The 18,398-nt window shown below is 39.7% G+C and carries 18 protein-coding genes; 5 read left to right on the top strand and 13 right to left on the bottom strand.

What is annotated here, in order from left to right; all coding sequences use genetic code 11:
• Entirely contained in the window at window positions 1-3,054 is a 3,054-nt protein-coding gene (locus tag CLV96_RS06285) for a SpoIIE family protein phosphatase (protein ID WP_243836422.1), read from the bottom strand.
• A gap of 175 nt (window positions 3,055-3,229) precedes the next feature.
• Between CLV96_RS06285 and fliJ the strand changes: the two genes are divergently transcribed.
• Together fliJ and CLV96_RS06295 are read left to right on the top strand one after the other, a co-directional pair.
• The gene (gene fliJ, locus CLV96_RS06290) at window positions 3,230-3,829 is read left to right on the top strand and encodes a flagellar export protein FliJ (RefSeq protein WP_004785447.1); all 600 of its coding nucleotides are present in this window, start codon (window positions 3,230-3,232) and stop codon (window positions 3,827-3,829) included.
• The gene (locus CLV96_RS06295; protein ID WP_004784221.1) at window positions 3,829-4,479 is read left to right on the top strand and encodes a periplasmic-type flagellar collar protein FlbB; all 651 of its coding nucleotides are present in this window, start codon (window positions 3,829-3,831) and stop codon (window positions 4,477-4,479) included. Before fliJ ends, CLV96_RS06295 begins: the two co-directional genes overlap by 1 nt.
• An 88-nt stretch (window positions 4,480-4,567) precedes the next feature.
• On the opposite strand, the gene CLV96_RS06300 is transcribed toward CLV96_RS06295, so the two are convergent.
• The 9 genes from CLV96_RS06300 to flhF all read right to left on the bottom strand — a co-directional run bounded on the left by CLV96_RS06300 (window position 4,568) and on the right by flhF (window position 12,314).
• On the bottom strand, window positions 4,568-5,131 hold the full coding sequence (locus CLV96_RS06300; RefSeq protein ID WP_004785244.1) for a guanylate kinase: 564 nt from the start codon (window positions 5,129-5,131) through the stop codon (window positions 4,568-4,570).
• On the bottom strand, window positions 5,128-5,412 hold the full coding sequence (locus CLV96_RS06305; protein WP_004787375.1) for a DUF370 domain-containing protein: 285 nt from the start codon (window positions 5,410-5,412) through the stop codon (window positions 5,128-5,130). The genes CLV96_RS06300 and CLV96_RS06305 overlap by 4 nt, the downstream gene beginning before the upstream one ends.
• 12 nt (window positions 5,413-5,424) lie before the next feature.
• Window positions 5,425-6,300 carry a hypothetical protein gene (locus CLV96_RS06310; RefSeq protein ID WP_004784976.1) on the bottom strand — a complete coding sequence of 292 codons (876 nt, stop codon included), beginning with the start codon at window positions 6,298-6,300 and terminating at the stop codon, window positions 5,425-5,427.
• A 47-nt stretch (window positions 6,301-6,347) separates the two neighbouring features.
• Window positions 6,348-6,638, bottom strand: coding sequence for a hypothetical protein (locus tag CLV96_RS06315; protein WP_004786105.1), 291 nt, complete (start codon window positions 6,636-6,638; stop codon window positions 6,348-6,350).
• A gap of 11 nt (window positions 6,639-6,649) precedes the next feature.
• Window positions 6,650-8,641, bottom strand: a complete 1,992-nt coding sequence (locus CLV96_RS06320) for a FapA family protein (RefSeq protein WP_004787150.1) — start codon at window positions 8,639-8,641, stop codon at window positions 6,650-6,652.
• 6 nt (window positions 8,642-8,647) lie between these two features.
• The gene (whiG, locus tag CLV96_RS06325) at window positions 8,648-9,448 is read right to left on the bottom strand and encodes an RNA polymerase sigma factor WhiG (protein ID WP_004785020.1); all 801 of its coding nucleotides are present in this window, start codon (window positions 9,446-9,448) and stop codon (window positions 8,648-8,650) included.
• A 102-nt stretch (window positions 9,449-9,550) separates the two neighbouring features.
• Window positions 9,551-10,024 carry a hypothetical protein gene (locus tag CLV96_RS06330; protein WP_004786093.1) on the bottom strand — a complete coding sequence of 158 codons (474 nt, stop codon included), beginning with the start codon at window positions 10,022-10,024 and terminating at the stop codon, window positions 9,551-9,553.
• Window positions 10,025-10,948, bottom strand: a complete 924-nt coding sequence (locus tag CLV96_RS06335; protein WP_004786626.1) for a MinD/ParA family protein — start codon at window positions 10,946-10,948, stop codon at window positions 10,025-10,027.
• 34 nt (window positions 10,949-10,982) lie between these two features.
• On the bottom strand, window positions 10,983-12,314 hold the full coding sequence (gene flhF, locus CLV96_RS06340; protein WP_004787576.1) for a flagellar biosynthesis GTPase FlhF: 1,332 nt from the start codon (window positions 12,312-12,314) through the stop codon (window positions 10,983-10,985).
• 512 nt (window positions 12,315-12,826) lie between these two features.
• Here flhF and mnmC2 point away from each other — a divergent pair.
• Both mnmC2 and mnmC1 read left to right on the top strand, forming a co-directional pair.
• Window positions 12,827-13,582, top strand: coding sequence for a tRNA (5-methylaminomethyl-2-thiouridine)(34)-methyltransferase MnmC2 (gene mnmC2, locus CLV96_RS06350; RefSeq protein WP_004787577.1), 756 nt, complete (start codon window positions 12,827-12,829; stop codon window positions 13,580-13,582).
• Window positions 13,579-14,772 (top strand): FAD-dependent 5-carboxymethylaminomethyl-2-thiouridine(34) oxidoreductase MnmC1, encoded by a 1,194-nt coding sequence (mnmC1, locus tag CLV96_RS06355; protein ID WP_004785524.1) that lies wholly within the window; start codon window positions 13,579-13,581, stop codon window positions 14,770-14,772. Before mnmC2 ends, mnmC1 begins: the two co-directional genes overlap by 4 nt.
• Here the strand turns inward: mnmC1 and lpxK are convergent.
• Together lpxK and hisE are read right to left on the bottom strand one after the other, a co-directional pair.
• On the bottom strand, window positions 14,711-15,799 hold the full coding sequence (gene lpxK, locus CLV96_RS06360; protein WP_040917287.1) for a tetraacyldisaccharide 4'-kinase: 1,089 nt from the start codon (window positions 15,797-15,799) through the stop codon (window positions 14,711-14,713). The genes mnmC1 and lpxK overlap by 62 nt on opposite strands.
• A gap of 24 nt (window positions 15,800-15,823) precedes the next feature.
• Window positions 15,824-16,102 (bottom strand): phosphoribosyl-ATP diphosphatase, encoded by a 279-nt coding sequence (hisE, locus tag CLV96_RS06365; RefSeq protein ID WP_004786038.1) that lies wholly within the window; start codon window positions 16,100-16,102, stop codon window positions 15,824-15,826.
• A gap of 97 nt (window positions 16,103-16,199) precedes the next feature.
• On the opposite strand from hisE, the gene CLV96_RS06370 reads away from it, so the two are divergent.
• Window positions 16,200-17,021, top strand: a complete 822-nt coding sequence (locus CLV96_RS06370; protein ID WP_004787266.1) for a thioredoxin fold domain-containing protein — start codon at window positions 16,200-16,202, stop codon at window positions 17,019-17,021.
• A gap of 35 nt (window positions 17,022-17,056) precedes the next feature.
• On the opposite strand, the gene CLV96_RS06375 is transcribed toward CLV96_RS06370, so the two are convergent.
• A complete protein-coding gene (locus tag CLV96_RS06375; RefSeq protein ID WP_004784934.1) occupies window positions 17,057-18,361 on the bottom strand; it encodes a UDP-glucose dehydrogenase family protein in 1,305 nt (434 codons plus the stop codon).
• Between the last annotated feature and the right edge of the window lie 37 nt (window positions 18,362-18,398).

The following is an 18,398-nucleotide window of genomic DNA, read 5'->3' on the forward strand; positions in this document are numbered from 1 at the left end:
TTATTCGATTTCCAAAATCACTAAAGTCACATCATCATCAGGAGAACGATTTCCAGTGAATTCTTTAATTCTTTCAAGTAACAAACGTTTGGATTCTGAAATAGGATAACCACTGTATCTTTGTACGATACTTTCCCAATTTTCCTGACCGATCATTTCTTTGTCTGCATTGGTAGCTTCTGTAATTCCATCTGTGTACAAAACAATTCGATCTCCCGCTTTCAAAGACAGATGATCTTCTTGGATGTCTAACTCAGGAATCCATCCAATTAGTTTTCCTTGAGGAAGACTCAGTTTCGGTTTAGGCTCTCCCTTCCGATTGATAATGAGTGGAGGATGTCCACACCGAGCATGGACCAATTCTTTTGTTTCGAGATTGATGTAAATATAGGAAGCAGTGACAAAAGCACCTTTCATTTTTCCAAGTAAGGTGGAATTGATTTGAGTCATTAGTCCCGCCGGTTCTCTCGATAACCTTACCTGCGTCGAAAACGCAATCTTCAACATAGCTGAGATGAGAGCCGCGGGAATTCCATGTCCTGAAACGTCTGCAATCAAAACTCCTAGTTCCGTATCGGAGATGGCATGGAAGTCAAAAAAATCTCCACCGACACTTTCCATTGGTTCATAATAAAATTCTGTTTTGATCCCAAGAATATTAGGCGCTTCTTCAGGTAGGATGGAACTTTGGAGTTTCCGAGCAAGGCCCAATTCATTTTGAAAGGCAATGAATTTGTTCTGCTCTTCGACTGCTTTTTTTAGAGTGATTAAGTTCTTTGCCCTGGAGACTAACTCACGTTTGTCAAAAGGTTTTGCCAAATAATCATTACCACCAGCTTCTAAGGAAGCAATGATGTCGGTAATCTGGTTTTTAGCAGTCAGAAATAAAATCGGAAGTTGGTATAATGAATATGACTCACGTAAAACTGTACAAACATCGTATCCGCTCATACCTGGCATCATTATATCGAGTAACATCAACTCGAAGGGACCATCATCCCGAACCATACGAATGGCATCTCCTCCATTCGAAGCCTCGTGTACGTCACAACCAATAAGTTTTAGGTGGTTTTTGAGGACTTGTCTATTAATAGGTTCATCATCTACAACGAGTACTTTGATTTTTTCACCGTCGTATTCTTCCGTTGTTTCTTCAATTGGCTCAAATTCTGGAGATTCACCCCCAAACCATAAATCGGATTGATTCAGAGGAGGTTTTTCCAAAGGGATTTCCCCTTCCCTCGCCAAAGGAAGTGTGAAGCGAAAGACAGAACCCTCCCCTTCAACCGATTCTACCCAGATGGTTCCGCCGTGTAATTCCACTAACCGTTTGGTAATTGCAAGGCCAAGGCCAGTTCCACCAAACTTCCGTGTGGTGGAAGTATCTCCTTGCTCAAAGGATTTAAATATATCTGCAAATTTTTGTTTTGGAATTCCTATTCCTGTGTCTTTAATGGAGAGGACGAGCATCCTTTCCATAATTTCGGCAGAGACATCGATCCTACCTTTTTCAGTAAATTTGATCGCATTCCCAATCAAATTAAAAAGAATTTGTTGGAGCCTTGCTTCATCACCCAAAATCGGCGGAAAATCCATTGGTACATGATTGCGTACTGTTAGATTTTTTGTTACGTAGAGTGGACGAGAAATCACAAGAACCAAATCACAAATTTGATGGAGGTCGATTGCCTTTAGATCCAAATCCAAATCCCTATTTTTCATTTTGGAAAAATCCAAAATATCATCTACAAGCGAAGACAAACGTTTCCCAGAACTAACAATCATTCCCAAATTTTGTCTTTGTTCTTGGTTGAGTTTTCCTCCAATTCCATCAAACATTGATTCGGCGATTCCGATAATTCCATTTAATGGTGTTTTTAATTCATGCGATGTGTTAGCTAAAAATTCATCTTTTAATTTATCTAATACAAGAAGTCTTTTCGACAATGACTCAACATCTAAAAATGCCCGACTAAACCTTCTAGATAAAGTAAGGGACTGCACCAGAATAAATACAAAAATTCCAATTGGGACTGCTTCAATCGTGTAAACAACTTGATAGGCATTGAGTAAGTCAATAAAAGCAGCAATTGCCACCGATATAATTCCGATAGCAAACAAAAGACTACTTTCTTTTCTATTTATAACAGCCCTGAATACACCTTGTAATATCAAAAGGACCCCGACAAGAAATACAATTTGGAAATAATCATTTAACTTTGTATATACGGTAGTTGGCAAAACCAACAAAAAACTAATAAAAATTAAAGTAGGAATTAAGAGAATTCGATCCATCAAACGCGGATAATATTTGGGATAAAATTCACGAAAAAAGGCGAAAAAAAGATAAGGGGATAAATAAAAGGTTAAGTATTCAAGCCTAAGACAAAAATTCCAACTGATATAAGGTGATAATTCATTGAAGCCAAATCTTTCTCCGGTAAACAACGTTCTTAGAGACAATAAAAGAGCAGCAAAACCAAATAATAAATTTCCTTTATCAGAACGTCGAAAATAAAACAACCCGAAATGGTATAATGCAATGATAAACACCGCCCCCGCTAAAAATAAGGAGGAGGCAAGGTCCTTTTCATTTGCTTTAAAAAGTTTATTCCATTCACCAACATAAGGTGGCTCCCACATTCCTCCTTTGTCATGATGGTAATTAGAGATTTCCACCAATAGTTCGTTAGGTCCTTGTTTCCAAGGTAGCGGATAAAACTGGAATTGGTAGGAAGGTTCAGATTCTTTCGGATTTTTCGAAACCACCCCAGAAGAACCAAGAAGTTTTCCATTCCAATACACTCGGGAAGCGGTCGCCATATCCACAAGTTTGATTCCATACACTGTATCAGAATTTGTTCCTTCCGGTGGTTCTAAAACCAAACGGTAAGTCCCAAACCCGTTTCCTGAACCAAGAGCGGAATTCCAAATCCCGGGAACCTGAATTTTGAGATTTGTTTTTGGAAGTTCTTTCGATTCCGAAAGGAAAATATGAGGGTAAAAATCCCATTCCCCTTCCAAGTGAACTGGATTTCCCTGGCTTTTCTTCACGATCTCTGCCGGGGGGAATGCCACCAATGGTGCTGTGGTTAGGCAGAAAAGAAAGCTGGCCGAAGCCAAAAGATGTAAGTATTTATAGGACAATATTGCAAGTTTTACTCATTTTTTTAAAAATACGAGTAAAAAAGAGTACAAAAATTATTCAGAACCGAAGAAATAGACAGGTGTGAAACGATTTCGTTTTAGTTTAGAGACAGTCCTCAAATTAAGAGGTTGGCGGGAAGAAGAAGAAATCCGTCGACTTTCTTATGTTGTCTCAAAACTCAATGCGCTCATAGGGGAAAAAGAATCCAATGAACGCGAAATCGAGTCTTCCTACGAAGCGATCCTTTCCTCCTCCAAAGTGGGGACAAGTCTCTCCGATTATCTTTCTATCGAACAATACATCAAAGGTCTCATAAAACGAAATGAAGAACTGACAGACCGGATCAAGGCACAAAACGAAGAAGTGAACTTGGTTCGTAAAGATGTGATGGTGGCTAGGATGAACAAAAAGGTAATCGAAGTTTTAAAAGAAAAACGATTTGCCGAATGGAAGAAAAAACGAAATCGAGCAGAACGAAGGGAAGTCGAAGAATTTAATCTTCAGCTAAGCAAACAATCATTATTCGATTCGACAGAAATTTTTGGACCTTCAAAATCTAAAAAAGTTCCAAGAACTTTTAAAATTCTGAACCGAGAGGATGGAGGTGATGAACTCACATCCGACTTCAAAACTCTTCGTGATTTTTATGAAAAATATTACCTAGGACAAGGCAAATCATAATGGCAAGTGTAACCGATAGCACAAGATCGTTCTTCTTAATTGTTCTCATTTTTTTCTTAATCGCCATTGGTTTTTTTGTATTCGATTACTTTCAAGTCATCAATGCAGAAGACTATTTACCTTTCTTAAAAAAACAAGCCGGGCTAGTGAATCAAGACCTTCTTTCTCCAACCGAACTTGAAAAATTAGAAATGGAAAAAGCAAAAGAAAGACTAATTGCTGACCGCGAAGAACTAGAACAAATGAAACGGGAATTAGAAGAAAAATCTTCTTCCCTTCATGCTGATAAAGAACGTTTGGAAGAACTCAAGGAAGGGATTCAACGAAAAGAAAAAGAAATGGCGGACAAACAAAAAAAGGACAATGCCCGAGCCGAAAAAGTGAAAGTTCTCGCAAACAAAGTTGCCAACATGCCGCCTGAATCAGCAAGAGATATGTTAATCAATTGGCCTGATTATGATATCATAGAAGTGTTTGAACAAATGGATAGAGATGCGGAAGAAGATGGAAGACAAACCATTACCACTTACCTACTCACTTTGTTCCCTGCAGAAAGAAGATCAGTGATTTCCAATAAGTGGTTGGATGCGGGAGCCAAAAATGTTCCAAACTATGGAAAAAGCATTGATGAGGACAACGACGAACCTTAACCAAGGAACCAGTTCCTTTAACAGTGAATCCTGTCGTCTTAAAAGATAAACTGATTTCGGTACGGTTTTAAATTTTCAGTTTTAAAATTTATTTTTTGGTTCCAAACAAGATGGATTTGACATCTCGAATGGCGTCTTCCAATTGATCGTTCACAACCACATAATCAAAGTTTGGTGCCTCGTCTAATTCCCGAATCCCATTTTCAATCCGTCGTTCAATACTCGTTTGGGAATCGGTTCCTCTACGAATCAATCGCTCAATCCAAATCTCTCGACTCGGAGGTTCAATAAAGATTGTAACAGATTCGGGGCGGAGGTCTTTCACTGACTTGGCACCTTGCACATCCAAATCCAAAAGTGCAACACGGTGGTCACGGATGGCCTCTATAATCGGACCCTTTGGCGTACCATAATAATTTCCATGTACTTCCGCCCATTCATAAAATTGCCCTTCTGCAATTCGTTTTCGAAATTCTTCGGTAGATAAAAAATAATATGTTTTACCTTCCACATCTCCCGGTCTTGGTTCCCTAGTGGTACAAGAAACGGAAAAATAAAAATCAGGAAATTCTTTGAGGAGAGCAGCGATGATAGTCGACTTTCCACCTCCTGCCACGGAAGAGATGATGTACAAATTAGGACGAACGTTCAATCTTCTTGGTCCTCCTCTCCCTCACCAATGTGGTTGTCCCCAGATTCTAGTCTTTTGGACAAACTTTCTGGGCGAATGGCTGAGAGAAGGATATGGCCAGAATCCAAAACGAGGACAGACCTTGTCTTACGTCCACTAGTGGCATCAATCAAACGACTCTCTGATTTGGCCTCAGAACGAAGTCTTTTGGCTCCAGCAGAATCAGCCTGAAGGATCGTAAGAATTTTCGATACAAATACTACATTAGAAAAACCAACATTGAGTATCGGAAACGAAGACATGGAAACATATTTTTAGATTCTTCTAGATCGATCAAGTCGAATCGTTTCTATTAAATGAATTTCATGAATGCCGATATTCATGGCTTCTGAAATTTCATCATGTTTGTATCCTTTTTTGATCAGATGAACGACTTTATCAATCTTTGTTGCGGAAATTGGGAGTTCTTCCAAAGCCGATTCAATGGAAAGATCCACTTTATCTAAATTCATTTTTTGATAAGAAGCAAAACTCGGATCATTTGCTTTTGAAACTTCGTTTAAAAAATCTCTTTTTTTCTGACCTTGGGTAAGTTCGTTACGAATCAAGTCCGTTGGTTTTTCTTCTGCAAAAGGATTTCCACCTACCGTATAATTCATCTTAGGTTGGAATGTTGGGACCTCTAAATTATCCATGGCTTCGTTTGATGGGGAATTGATTTGTTCCATACCAAAAATCCCTTTGACTGCTTTACCTAGTTTTCCAAAGGCTTGGTTCACTGCCCCTTCTGTTGTTTCCACATCATCACTAGGAACGGGAATTTGGTTAGACTGGTAAATTTTTCCAATTCCTGTTCTCTGTTCTTTGATATCGAGGGTTGACTCTTCTTCCAGTTGAGGTTCAGGAACTAACTCTGATTTCATGGAAAGACCAGAAGACTGGTAATGTTTGAATTCTTTTACAAGCACTTCCCCTTTTTCCATCATAGAACGAAGGGCTACCATTTTTGATTCGATAACCGCAACTGTGGCATCCAATTCACGGATAGTTTCTGCCGTGGCCATATCAATGGCTCGGTTTAATTTTTTATCGTAATATTCCGCGACTGCTTTTTGAACCTTTGCAGAAATGAAAACATACATCATCCCACAAAATAGTAAATTGATTAAAACGAGAGAAAAGAGTTCCATGCCGCTCTCCTACAGAACATTTCCAACAACATTCCGGAGTGAGTGCTTTAAGCTTTTAAATCAAAACGAGATCCTCTTTCAAAACTAGGACGATCATAAATGACTCCTTCCTTTGAATAAGCGTGAACCGAATTTTCTTTGTCTTGTTTCGGTTTCGTCGCCGAACCCTGGTTACCTGACTTTGTCTCTGGAACCGTTTGGGCTCTATTTTGGGTTTGGATCACAACCTTTTGCAATTCCACCACTTGGTTTTGGTGGGTAAAAGGATTCTCAGCCTGTGCCCTACGTGCAAAATCGTAGTGGTGGGCGATACTCGCGAAGTTTTCGTTTAGAATCATCGGGAACCCTCTTAATTCTTAGACTTACCACGCCCTCTCTTTTTTCTCCAGTCATTTTTCGTTTCGTCTGGATCTTCATATGGCGCACTGCGGACCTGGGATTCTTCTTCGTAGAAAGTTTTTGCCTTGGTCTCGTGGCGGAGTTTGAACTCTGCATTGCGGATGCGAATAGTAACACCCGGGAAAATGGTCTTCTCGACCGAAATACGACCACTGGCAGCCTGTTCGTCCATGTATTCGGTGAGGGTTTGGATGTCCTTCCCAGCCTCGGCAATGCGTTTTTCGAGCTTTTTGGTCCCTGCTTCTAATTTCTGCAAATGGGCATCCTGTTCAGCGGTAAAACTGGCTGGGTCAGCTTCCTTTCTTGCTTTGAGAGTGCGCATGGTCTTTGTGAGTTGGTCCAGTTTGTCCTGGTTCTCTTTTCGTTTCTCTTCATATTCCTGGATCTGTTTCAGGATCTTGGGGTTGTTCCCCACAATGAGGTCGGTTTGTGGGTTGGCTTGGGAGCCGATGATTTTGGCAGAGATGAGTTGGGCGGCTTGGATGGTTCCTCCCACAATCTGGCCCCGTTTTCCTTTACAGGAAATTTTTCCACCAGCCATCAAATGGGAATGTAAAATTCCCTCTTGGACCACAATGTCTTTTTCCGTAATGCAAGTGGCGTTCTGGATGAATTTTGCAACAATGTTTCCACCAGTAGACTCTACCCTTGCCTCTTCTCTTCCAGTTACCCCTTGGCGGACAATGATGTCTCCATCCGCTTCGACGATCGCTTTTTGGACCGTTCCATAAATTTCAATATTACCAGCCGCTTTGACAGAATAATTGTCTTCCACATTTCCTGTGATGATGATGGAACCAAGGAAGGTAACGTTACCCGTACGAACACCCACGTCTCCGTTGATTCGGTAAACGGTTTCTACAGAAAGTCTACCAGCAGCATATAACACCTGTCCATTGACCTCAGCGGTAAGACGCATTTTGTCTTCCGATAGAATGGTTCCTTTTCCTTGTTTGAGTTCAGTATCCAAACCATCTTTGGCTGGTAAAACCATTCCAAATAAATTGCGACCAAACTTTCCTTTTTCTGCCGGAAGTTTTTCAGCTAACAGTTGTCCCACGACAACGTTTTCAATCATATCTAAGTCTTTGTAATCGACTCGACCTGATTGGTCTTCTTTGAAGTTGATTTTCTTTTCTGTGCGAACATAGTATTTGATTTCCGCATTTTTACCATTTACAGGGAAATCACCTTCAGCCCCAATAAAAGGTTTGTTCACAACATCTTCATCTAGATTTTTACGAATTTCGTCTTCTTTGAGTCCGTATGCCACTCCCATTCCTTTGAGAGCTGCAACTATGTCAGATACTTCTAAATCACGTCCACCAGGCCTTGGTGGAAACACTGTTACAAATGCCCGCATGTTTTCTTGGGCGATTTCTACGTTGCAACTAGAATCGTTTCCGGCCTTTGGTTTTTGATTGGAGATAAGAGCAGGTTCCCCTTTTTTTTCTTTGAGGATTTTATTGATCAATGTTTGGTCAACACCTGCGATTCCGCGAAAGGAAAGCCTTTTGGAAACATCAGCCATTGTCATTTCCAAACCTTCCCCAGAAGGAGGGTAAACTGTTAAAAATACACCCGTTCTATAAATTTTTACCGTGACTCGTCCATCTTTATTTTTAGGAGTTACGAGTTCTTTTAAGTCTTTGGAAACTAATTTCCCACTACCACCCGTTAGATGTTCATCGAGTAAACTCAATTCATCTAATAATAAATCGTCAGGAATGATGGAAGCACGAATATGATAAGGTTCCGAAAAGAATAGAGACTTCTTTCCTCTTTTTAAAACAGTATAATCGATTTCATGAACTTTGCGACCTAAGTGCTGTGAGGCGATTGCCAGACACTCTTCGATTGTATCAGCAATGACTTCTACTTGTTCTTTTTCCTTACGGTCGAACTCTTTCAGTTCCTCTGTAAGAAATTCAGAGAGAGACATATCTGTTTACCTTTTCTGGATCGCGGATTTTACTTTGGAGAGTTTACTACGAAGTCTTGCGACTGCCTTTGTATGAAGTTGGGATATTCTTGATTCCGTAACTTCCAAAACCTCACCAATTTCTTTGAGAGTGAGATCTTCATAATAATAGAGAACTATTACTTTCTTTTCTTTTTCCGGTAGCGACTGAATGGCTTCTACAATCACATTTTTGATTTCTTCTTTTTCGATGATATTGTCTGGATTCATATTCATCGGTGACTCTAAAGTCTCCATAAAGGAAACCTCGTCGTTCTCATCACCGAGAAACCAAATATCATTCAAGGAAACAAGAGAAGTTCCTGAAAGTTTAGCTAGGAGTGAATTGTATTCTTCCATGGAGACGCCAAGTTCTTTAGCGATCTCTTCATCATCCACTTTTTTGCCTTCCTTGTTCTCAAGCATGGCAATGATGTTTTCTAGTTGTTTTGCTTTTTGACGGATAGAACGCGGGATCCAATCCACACTTCTAAGTTCATCAAAGATGGACCCACGGATACGGGTCATCGCATATGTTTTAAATTTAATTTCTCTGGAAGGGTCAAATTTTTCAATAGCATCTAACAGACCAAAGACGCCATAACTGACGAGGTCTTCAAACTCGACATTTTGAGGCATACCGATAGCAATCCGCCCTGCCACGTGTTTGACGAGAGGTGAATATTTTTCAACAAGGTAACTTCGGATTTCCGCATCCTTTGTGACGCGGTATTTTTTCCAAAGATCTGTCTCATCAAACTGATTGTATTTGTCTAGCAATCTTGACATAGGGAACCGAAGTACGGAATCTCTTTACTTTATAGAAAAAATCGTAAAGAAGAGGAAATTACAAGAGGATTTTTTCTTATGTCCTCTAAAAACCGTAATTTTTCAGCCCTCTTGGGTATCATCCTTCGCCATCATGGTACGAATGGCCTCTGCCATGAGTTTTGGCTCGTTTTTGATCGCAATTTTGTCCACTATGATGTGATCTCCAAATTTTCCTGACTTGGCCATTGCAAGTTTCGCATCCATAGCCGTATCCCCCACCTGCTGGACTCCAAAGTCATCTGAACCCATCGATTCGGAACGAGAAGGTTCCATCCCGTCATGTTCGTGGTCTAGGTCATCTGAGTGGCTTTCCCCACCAAATCCTCCGATAGAGAAAGCAGATAGAAACTCTAAAAATTCAGGGACTTTCTTTTGTAGGACACTAAAAACTCCAAATCCTAAACCGCCAAAGGCAAAAGTGGAGATAAGAGAAACAAAGAAGATATATCCGAGACGATTCCCGACAAGAAACCCACAAACCGAACTGATGATGGCTCCGAGAATCGCAAATCCCAGTACAAATCCGACCAACACCTAGTTGTCTTCCTCCATCTTCTCATCCATTTCCTTTTCTTTGAAATCCACAAAGCTAAAGAATTTTTTGAAGAACCCGGTAAGTCCTTCTTCATCAGAAAACCCACCTTCGGTTTGTAAGAGGGTGTGAGTAACTCTTGTGAGGCAAGCAGCTGCCTTAGAGCGAGGAGCTCCGATAATGAATGGTTTTTGTTCCCGAATTGATTTTTCTACTTCTTCGTCTTGGAAAATAAATCCCAAGTTTTCCACTTGGACTTCTAAAAATTGACCAGAGATATCGATGACACGGTCCGCTACTTTTTTTCCTTCTATTGCAGAACGAACTCGGTTGACGATGATTTTGAGATTTTTGTCTTTAGATTGGGAAACAATGGATTTGATGAGACCATACGAATCAGTGATGGAAGTTGGTTCCGGTGTTGTGACCACCACCACTTCATCTGCCGGCATCACAAGACCAATGACGTTGGCAGAGATTCCAGCACCGGTGTCGATGATCATTACATCGTAACGGTCAAGTTCTGCAAATCCTTTGATTAGATTATTTCTTTGTGTTTCGTTGAGATTGGCAAGCTGAGAATAACCAGAGGCACCTGCGATGATATCGACTCCCTCTGGGGTAGAGATCACAATGTCTTTTAAAGACTTATGACCTTTTACAACATGGTATAAATTGTATTTAGGAATGATGCCAAGAAGGACGTTTACGTTCGCAAGACCCAAGTCACCATCAAAGATTAAAACTTTGAGTCCTGTTTTTGCGATCGAGATGGCGAGGTTGACGGAGACAGTACTCTTTCCCACCCCACCTTTTCCAGACGCAACCGCAATGATTTTGGTTTTTTTCACTGTGTCCTGGGGTTGAACCAATTTTAAACCAGTACCAGTTTCAGTGAGCTTTCTAAGATTTGCAGCTTGGTCCATCGTTACCCCTAGGTCTTAAGGATAACGAAGTTGGTTACACGGTCTTTTCGAAGACCTCCCCCGCTATCCCTTTCAATTTTTCCGGAAAAATCACACATTCGGCAAGAAGTTTTTTCGAGGCGTTTAGGATATCAAAAGGAACATCCTGGCCCACACTTAAGAATGCGAATTCCCTGTGAATAGTATCGGCTAATTCCACTACAGAACCTAAAAATTCTGCTTCATCCAGCTTCGTTAATAAAATTCTTTTATATCCGACCGATTCATAGGCGTTTGCCACTGCCAAGGCGTTGTCTTTGGACACGGTGGAGGAAAGCACTAGGACTGTTTCAATATAATCCTTTTCCCCAAAAACTTGGTAGAATTCCTGAAGTTTTTCTAGGTTTTCAGACTTCCTATGGGAATAACCAGCCGTGTCGACAAGGATCAGTTCTGATCCGTCGCGGACAATGGTTTCCTTCCATTTGCGTAAATCTTTGGCAGCATAAAACGGAAGACCCATCGCATCTGCATAAAACTTAAGTTGATCGATGGCCGCAATCCGATAGTTGTCCGTTGTATACAGGGAAACTTTTTTACCCATGTGCAAACTGTACTTTGCTGCGAGTTTTGCGATGGACGTTGTTTTTCCTGATCCGGTCGGTCCTACAAAAAAAATCACTTTTCGTTTTCCGCGAGGAGTTCCGCTAAACAGATCAGAGTCGATTTGGATTCTTTCCTCTAGATAGGTTACAGCCTTTTCGGTTACATTCGCATAACGAGTGAGATCCACCGCAGATAACCTACGTTCTAAAGCAATTGCCATTTCATCTAAAAAATTGAATGACATTCCTTCATTTAACAGACGATCTATGAGTCTTTGGATATGTGGGTGTCTTTCTGGTGGTCTTTGTTTCGGTGGGGTCGCCATTTCCAGCATGGAATCTTTTGCTTCGGAAATGGATAATCCAACAGGTCTTTCTTCTTCCGCTTCAATTTCGTAAACAGGAGGATTTTGTCTACGACGGCGCTCAGAAAAAGGACGGACAGCATCGATATTTTTTTTGCGAAGTGGGAAATTTCCAACAGAAGATTGGTTAGATCCAATTCCAACAAGACTAGATTCAGGAAGGGATTCTGTTTTCTGCTTTTGTTTGATGAGTTCTTTGAGATCCTTTAACTTGCGTTCAATTCTCTCTTTGGAATTTTGTTTTTCGGGAACACCTACATCGATTTCATACATTCTTTGGGCCATAAGCCCTGTACCAAAAAGCCCACCTTCCGTGATCACCCTTTGGTCATAGAGGTGAGCCTCTGGACCGTATTTCATTTTCATCTGCATGATGCAGTCTTGTAAGTCTTTGCCTCGGATTTTTACAAAATCCATAGAATATCCCCCGAACCTGGGAAAAATATGAAGAGTACCCTCCTTTTGGAAAGTCTTTTTTATGAGACATAATAAATTCAGAGAACTGTGGGTTTGGAAATCTAGCGATTTCAATTGGGGCTTTTCAGTAGAGAGTTTACTTTCAGTATCTGGATGAAAGTAGTTAGTGAATGGAAAACCAAAGGTAACTGAGTTACTAAAGAAAAGGAAGGTGAAGGGAATTCTACTTTCTTTGGAGCATGGGTTTCAAAGGAAAGTGGGTCAGTTTGATACGTCGGGCTGAATTCTCTTTAAAACGAGAACTAGGGTCGGAAGTCGGTTATTCTGCGGGTGACTTTTGGGTTAGTTACTTAATTTTGAAAACGGATACCGAAAGGTCCCAGCTTTCCTTTGCAAATGAGTTTCTAAGGAAACCGAGTGTAAAAAGTAAGTGAGTTTCCTTTTACAGCAATGGCAAAAAAAGATTCGGTTTCCAGTGCGACCGGGGCCGCGGAAGATGGGGATAGATCCTGATGGAACCAGTCAATCAAAGAAACAATCCCCAAAATACCATCGAGTTCAAAGACGGAGTCCCCATATCTTTGTTATTTGATGATGTATACTTTTCCAAAGAAGGTGGTTGGGAAGAATCGAATTACGTATTCCTCGATGGGAACAGTGTCGCCTCCAAACTAGAAAAAACAGGAAAATCCGAATTTCGAATTGGAGAGTTAGGATTTGGATCAGGACTCAATCTTTTCGTAACATTAGAATTATGGAACTCGTTGGATCAACCTAGACAGACTGAGTTCATTAGCTTAGAAGGTTACCCCCTACCAAGGGAAGTCCTCCTTTCGTTAAACTATAGTTATCCGAAAAAAGTTCTTTGGATCGATCAATTAATCCAATCTTATGAGAATGCTTTGGAAATTTGGCAAAAAGACAACGACCGGAATCTCTGGACTTACACTTGGAAGCATCCTAATCTTAAATGTTTTTTTGATTTAAAAGTATTTTTTGGTGATATCAAACATTGCCTCCCTCAATTTCCGGAAATTGATGTTTGGTATTTGGACGGATTTTCACCAGGTAAAAATCCAGATATGTGGTCCCAAGAAACATTAGGATGGGTAAAAAAGAAGTCCAAACCAGGAACTAGCCTAGCAACTTTCTCCTCTGCTGGTTTTCTAAGAAGAGGTCTCACCGAACTTGGGTTTGTTGTGGAAAAGAAAAAAGGATTTGGCCGCAAACGAGAGATGATTTCAGGTTATTTAGAATCAGCCAAATGAACACAAAAGTGAAAATAGCCGTAGTAGTGGGAGCTGGAATTTCTGGTGCAAGTATTTGTTTAGCGTTAAAAAAAAGGAATATCCAAACCATTCTTCTCGATGCTGAAGCAGGTCCAGCACACCATGCAAGTGGAAATCCAATCGGTGTCGTATATCCTTTCCTCACAAAACACAGGCTAGCCGAGTCAGAATTTTCACTTGCAGCTTTTCATTATTTTCTTTCGGTTTGGGAAGATTTCGATTTAAAATCAGTTGTCCCTCATGCAGATGGTATTTATTTTTTAATGGACAATCCGGCTACTTACGATCGTTATTCGAACGCAATCAAATCCCATCAAATCCCAGTCCACGTAGGATGCGAAAAAATCGAACCATATTCTGGTTTACCGGCAATTTTTTTCCCACAGGGGAAATCGGTTTCCCCTGTGAACCTAACAAAACAAATTCTAAGAATTTCCAATCCAGAAACAAGGTATTCTTGTACATTGTTTAGCTGGGAAAAATCCGAAAATAAAACGAACATAATTTGTCAAACTTCAGAAGGAAAAATCCATTGCGACTACTTATTCCTTAGCCAAGGATACCAATTTGCAGACGATCCGCATTTGAATTGGCTACCCTTACAGAAGGTGAGAGGACAAATTCTAAAGTTCCCAGAGCAAATCCCTACCAATGCACATGGAATTCTTTATGGTGATTATATCACTTCAGCAATCGAAGGTTATCAGGTATTAGGTGCAACATTTGACGAATACAAACTTGAAGAAACCCCGAGAGAAGAAGAGTCTATTTTGCTCTGGCAAAAACTGTCAAAAAAACTACCAAATCTTTCTGAACCTTGGGGACCACAAAACCCGAGTTTGTTTCCAACAAGAGTCAGTTACCGCACCCAATCACAAGATAGACACCCAGTCGTTGGGAAATTACCCAATATTTCAAAACTAGATTTATCTGTGAAATACCAGAATGTATTGAGAAATGGAAAAAAACAAATGGAGGTTCCTTATTTCGAATCAGTAGGAATTCTGAATGGCCTTGGGTCGAGAGGACTTACTCATGCCTTATTTGCTGCAGAAATTTTGGTTTCCGAAATGTTTGCAGAAGAGCGTATAACCTCAGAATCCATTTCTAAATCTTTGAGACCTGATCGATTTTTGCTTCGTATGTGGAAACGAGAGCAGCTAACATAGATTTTATTTTTTGATCTTCATTTACACATACTTGAATCAAAATTAACAATAACCGAATCTTCTTTTTTTCCAATGTTTGGACAAATGGGAGGTTTGACCGCATCTTAACCCAATCTTTTTCGGTAGTTACCAAGATCTCTCCCACTTCAATTTCATCTACTAAGGATTCTAACGAACCGGAATGGAACTCAAAGTGATCGGGGAAGAACTTTTTACGAATTCTAACAGAATCCAAAGTCAACTTTGCCGTTGAGTAAACATGGTTCGGATTCCCAACACCAGTTACCAAAAAGTATTTTCCATCCGAATTAGGTTCGTAAGATTTCTTCGAAAAACTTTGGTCAATGATCACTTCGCTTATTGAAGCTTTAAATGTAGAATGAAAAACTGGAGTATTAATTCCAGCGTGATTTAAAAGATTCGTATATTTCTTTAACTTCTGCTGATGGTTAGAAGTTAGCTTAGTAAAAACAATTGCATCTGCTCTTTTAAGATGATGGATTGGTTCTCTTAAAAAACCTAAAGGGATTGTAAATCCATTTCCAAAAGGAGAATTTGAATCCAACAAAACAAAGTCAAAATCACGATGTAGTGCTTTATGTTGGAACCCATCATCCAAAATCACGATATGTTTTGAAGATTGGAATTTGTTGTAATTTAAAAATGCTTTTTTTCTATCGCGACCAATGATTACCTGCACATCCGGGAAAACTTCCTTATGTTGGCTTGGCTCATCACCATAGAGTTTTGGATCTGATTCATTGGGAAGAATGGCTCCGTCCCTACTTTTCTCTGCTTTATAACCACGAGATAAAATTGTAATCGCATAACCCGGGTAAGTTTCTTTAAAAAAATGAACCAAATATTGGACAAAAGGAGTTTTGCCAGTGCCACCGACAGTAATGTTACCAACACTGACAACAAGTACATTAGGTAGATGAAAGGATTTAATTCCCTTTTGTTGCCACCAAAACAAAAATCGATAAAGCAAACTAAAGGGATAAAGTATATACAGAAATATTTTCATTGTGTTCCCGACAGGAAACAATCGTTAGCTGTGTCGTTTTTCCAATTCTTTCGCAATGGTAGATAAACTAATGCCTTTTTCTACCATAAGCACTTCCAAATGAAAAATCAAATCGGCAATTTCATGAATCAGTTCTTTTTCATTAGGATTCTTTGCGGCGATGATCACCTCGCCTGCCTCTTCCCCAATTTTTTTAAGGATTCGGTCAACTCCGTCTCGGAAAAGTTCTGCTGTATAAGACTTTTCAGGCAATTCTTCCTTACGTTTACGGAGTAGTTCTTCCAATTTCAGTAAAAAATCCATATTTCGACCTTCTAGCGACCATAGAAACTGCCCATTCCATTTCGAAAAAGCGAAAATTGACTATTCAAACAAATGAGAAAACAATAGAATTCAGTTGATGGTTCGTAAGATTCTACCAATTCTTTTTTTTCTCATCTCAAGTTCCTTGTTTGCCGAATCCAATTGGGGAAGTTCAATCCAAAAGGGATTCGAAACAGCAAAACAAGACAAAAAATTCATCATCGTCGATGTATTTGCGGATTGGTGTACATACTGTCTGGTTTTAGAAAAGGAAATTTTCCCTGATCCAGAAGTAAGCAAAGTATTGGATCAATTCGTAAGAGTTCGGTTAGATGGAGAAGAGTTTCCAAACCTTCGAAAAAAATACAATATTGAAGGTTATCCTACGATCCTGTTCATTGATGGAGACGGGAACTACGTCACAAAGATTTCTGGACTTGCAACTAAAGAAGACATTCTAAGCGTTTCCAAAAGAATCCTCCAAGAACCAAGTTTGGAATCCTTTCTCAAGACAGAACTTAGAAAAAATCAGAGCAGCCCCGATATTCATTTTCGGTTAGGCTTATTGTATTTTCAAAACAAAGAATTCGAAAAAGCGGAATTACAATTCACAGAAACCATTCAAAAATCAAAAACTTTACCAGTTTTAAAAGAAAATGCACATTTTAACCTAAACTTGGTAAAATCCATACACGGTCCTAAAGACTCTGCAGTAAAATCATGGAAAGAATATTTAGAATTATACCCGACATCATCCCGCAAAACTACTGCTAAACTTTATTATGGCCTTACATTAAAAGATGCAGGAGAATCAAAACTTGCAAAGTCAATTCTGACCGAGATAAAACCACAACTGGTATCGGAAACAGATAAATCTATGTGTAACGAGGCTTTGTCGGAAATAGAAAGAGGTTTTTAGTCCAACCAAAACTAAACTTGGTTGGACTAAAAGGTTTATCGGTTACCGATTGAGTAATACGTAAAACCCAACTCATTCATAAGAGTTGGCTTGTATTGGTTTCTTCCATCAAATACAAGAGGAGTTTTTAAAAGCGATTTTATTTTATTAAAATCAGGTTCTCTAAATTCTCTCCATTCGGTTAGTAAAAGCATCGCATCCGCACCTTGGAGTGCGGAGTATGCGTCTTTTTTATATTCTACTTTCCCATCAAAATAATACTTTGAAGTTTCCGCAGCAGCTGGATCAAATACTTGGATTTTTGCCCCATTTTTATGTAATTCATAAATGAGAGGAATAGATGGCGCTTCTCGCATATCATCGGTGCCTGGTTTAAAAGCCAATCCCCAAATGCCAAAAGTTTTTCCTTTCATATCCGTTGATTTGAAGTGTTCAAAAATTTTGTCTGTCAAACGAGTTTTTTGTTTTTCGTTTACATCTTCTACAGATTGAATGATATGCATAGGTGCATTCACTTCTTCCGCGGTTCGAAGTAATGCTCTTACATCTTTAGGAAAACAAGATCCACCATAACCAATACCTGCATATAAAAACTGGCGTCCAATTCTTGAATCCGTTCCCATTCCCTTCCTTACATCATCATAGTTTGCACCTAACGCATCACATAAATTTGCGATTTCATTTACGAATGATATCTTTGTGGCTAGGAAGGCATTACATGCATATTTTGTAAGTTCTGCTGAACGAATACTCATTGTAATGATTGGATTGCCGTTGAGAACAAAAGGAGAATACAATTCGCTCATTTTTTTAGCTGCTTTTTCTGACTCAGCTCCGATCACAACTCTTTCTGGTCGCATAAAGTCATCAATCGCAGCACCTTCTTTCAAAAATTCTGGATTAGAAACAACATCAAACGGGTGTTTTGTGTTTTTTGCAACAATTGCTTTCACTTGATCTGCAGTTCCAACAGGAACTGTTGATTTATCTACAATGATTTTATATCCGTTCATTGTTTTACCGACTTCTTCTGCGACGGCAAAAACAAATCGTAAATCAGCGGAACCATTGTCAGAGGTTGGAGTCCCAACAGCGATGAACACAAATTCCGAAGACTCAACTCCATCCTTCAAGGAAGTGGAAAAATGCAACCTTCCTTCTTTGTGGTTGCGTTCCACAAGTTCGGAGAGACCAGGTTCGTAAATGGGAATGATCCCTTGTTTTAGGTCATTGATTTTCTTTTCATCTTTATCAATACAAATGACGTCATTGCCATACTCGGCAAAACAGGTACCTGCTACTAGGCCCACATATCCGGTTCCGACCACACAAACTTTCATAGGATTTCCAGAATTTAGGTTTTTCCTTTGAGGGAAA

Source organism: Leptospira meyeri, from assembly GCF_004368965.1.
GTDB lineage: Bacteria > Spirochaetota > Leptospiria > Leptospirales > Leptospiraceae > Leptospira_A > Leptospira_A meyeri.

Bases quoted from the DNA above. Each gene is read 5' to 3' on its own strand.
- hisE (WP_004786038.1), bottom strand. From the start codon at position 16,102: ATGGATTTTTTACTGAAATTGGAAGAACTACTCCGTAAACGTAAGGAA.
- CLV96_RS06305 (WP_004787375.1), bottom strand. From the start codon at position 5,412: ATGTCTTCGTTTCCGATACTCAATGTTGGTTTTTCTAATGTAGTATTT.
- lpxK (WP_040917287.1), bottom strand. From the start codon at position 15,799: ATGAAAATATTTCTGTATATACTTTATCCCTTTAGTTTGCTTTATCGA.
- CLV96_RS06295 (WP_004784221.1), top strand. From the start codon at position 3,829: ATGGCAAGTGTAACCGATAGCACAAGATCGTTCTTCTTAATTGTTCTC.
- flhF (WP_004787576.1), bottom strand. From the start codon at position 12,314: ATGGATTTTGTAAAAATCCGAGGCAAAGACTTACAAGACTGCATCATG.
- CLV96_RS06315 (WP_004786105.1), bottom strand. From the start codon at position 6,638: ATGATTCTAAACGAAAACTTCGCGAGTATCGCCCACCACTACGATTTT.
- CLV96_RS06310 (WP_004784976.1), bottom strand. From the start codon at position 6,300: ATGGAACTCTTTTCTCTCGTTTTAATCAATTTACTATTTTGTGGGATG.
- CLV96_RS06335 (WP_004786626.1), bottom strand. From the start codon at position 10,948: ATGGACCAAGCTGCAAATCTTAGAAAGCTCACTGAAACTGGTACTGGT.
- CLV96_RS06320 (WP_004787150.1), bottom strand. From the start codon at position 8,641: ATGTCTCTCTCTGAATTTCTTACAGAGGAACTGAAAGAGTTCGACCGT.
- mnmC1 (WP_004785524.1), top strand. From the start codon at position 13,579: ATGAACACAAAAGTGAAAATAGCCGTAGTAGTGGGAGCTGGAATTTCT.
- whiG (WP_004785020.1), bottom strand. From the start codon at position 9,448: ATGTCAAGATTGCTAGACAAATACAATCAGTTTGATGAGACAGATCTT.
- CLV96_RS06370 (WP_004787266.1), top strand. From the start codon at position 16,200: ATGGTTCGTAAGATTCTACCAATTCTTTTTTTTCTCATCTCAAGTTCC.
- mnmC2 (WP_004787577.1), top strand. From the start codon at position 12,827: ATGGAACCAGTCAATCAAAGAAACAATCCCCAAAATACCATCGAGTTC.
- CLV96_RS06375 (WP_004784934.1), bottom strand. From the start codon at position 18,361: ATGAAAGTTTGTGTGGTCGGAACCGGATATGTGGGCCTAGTAGCAGGT.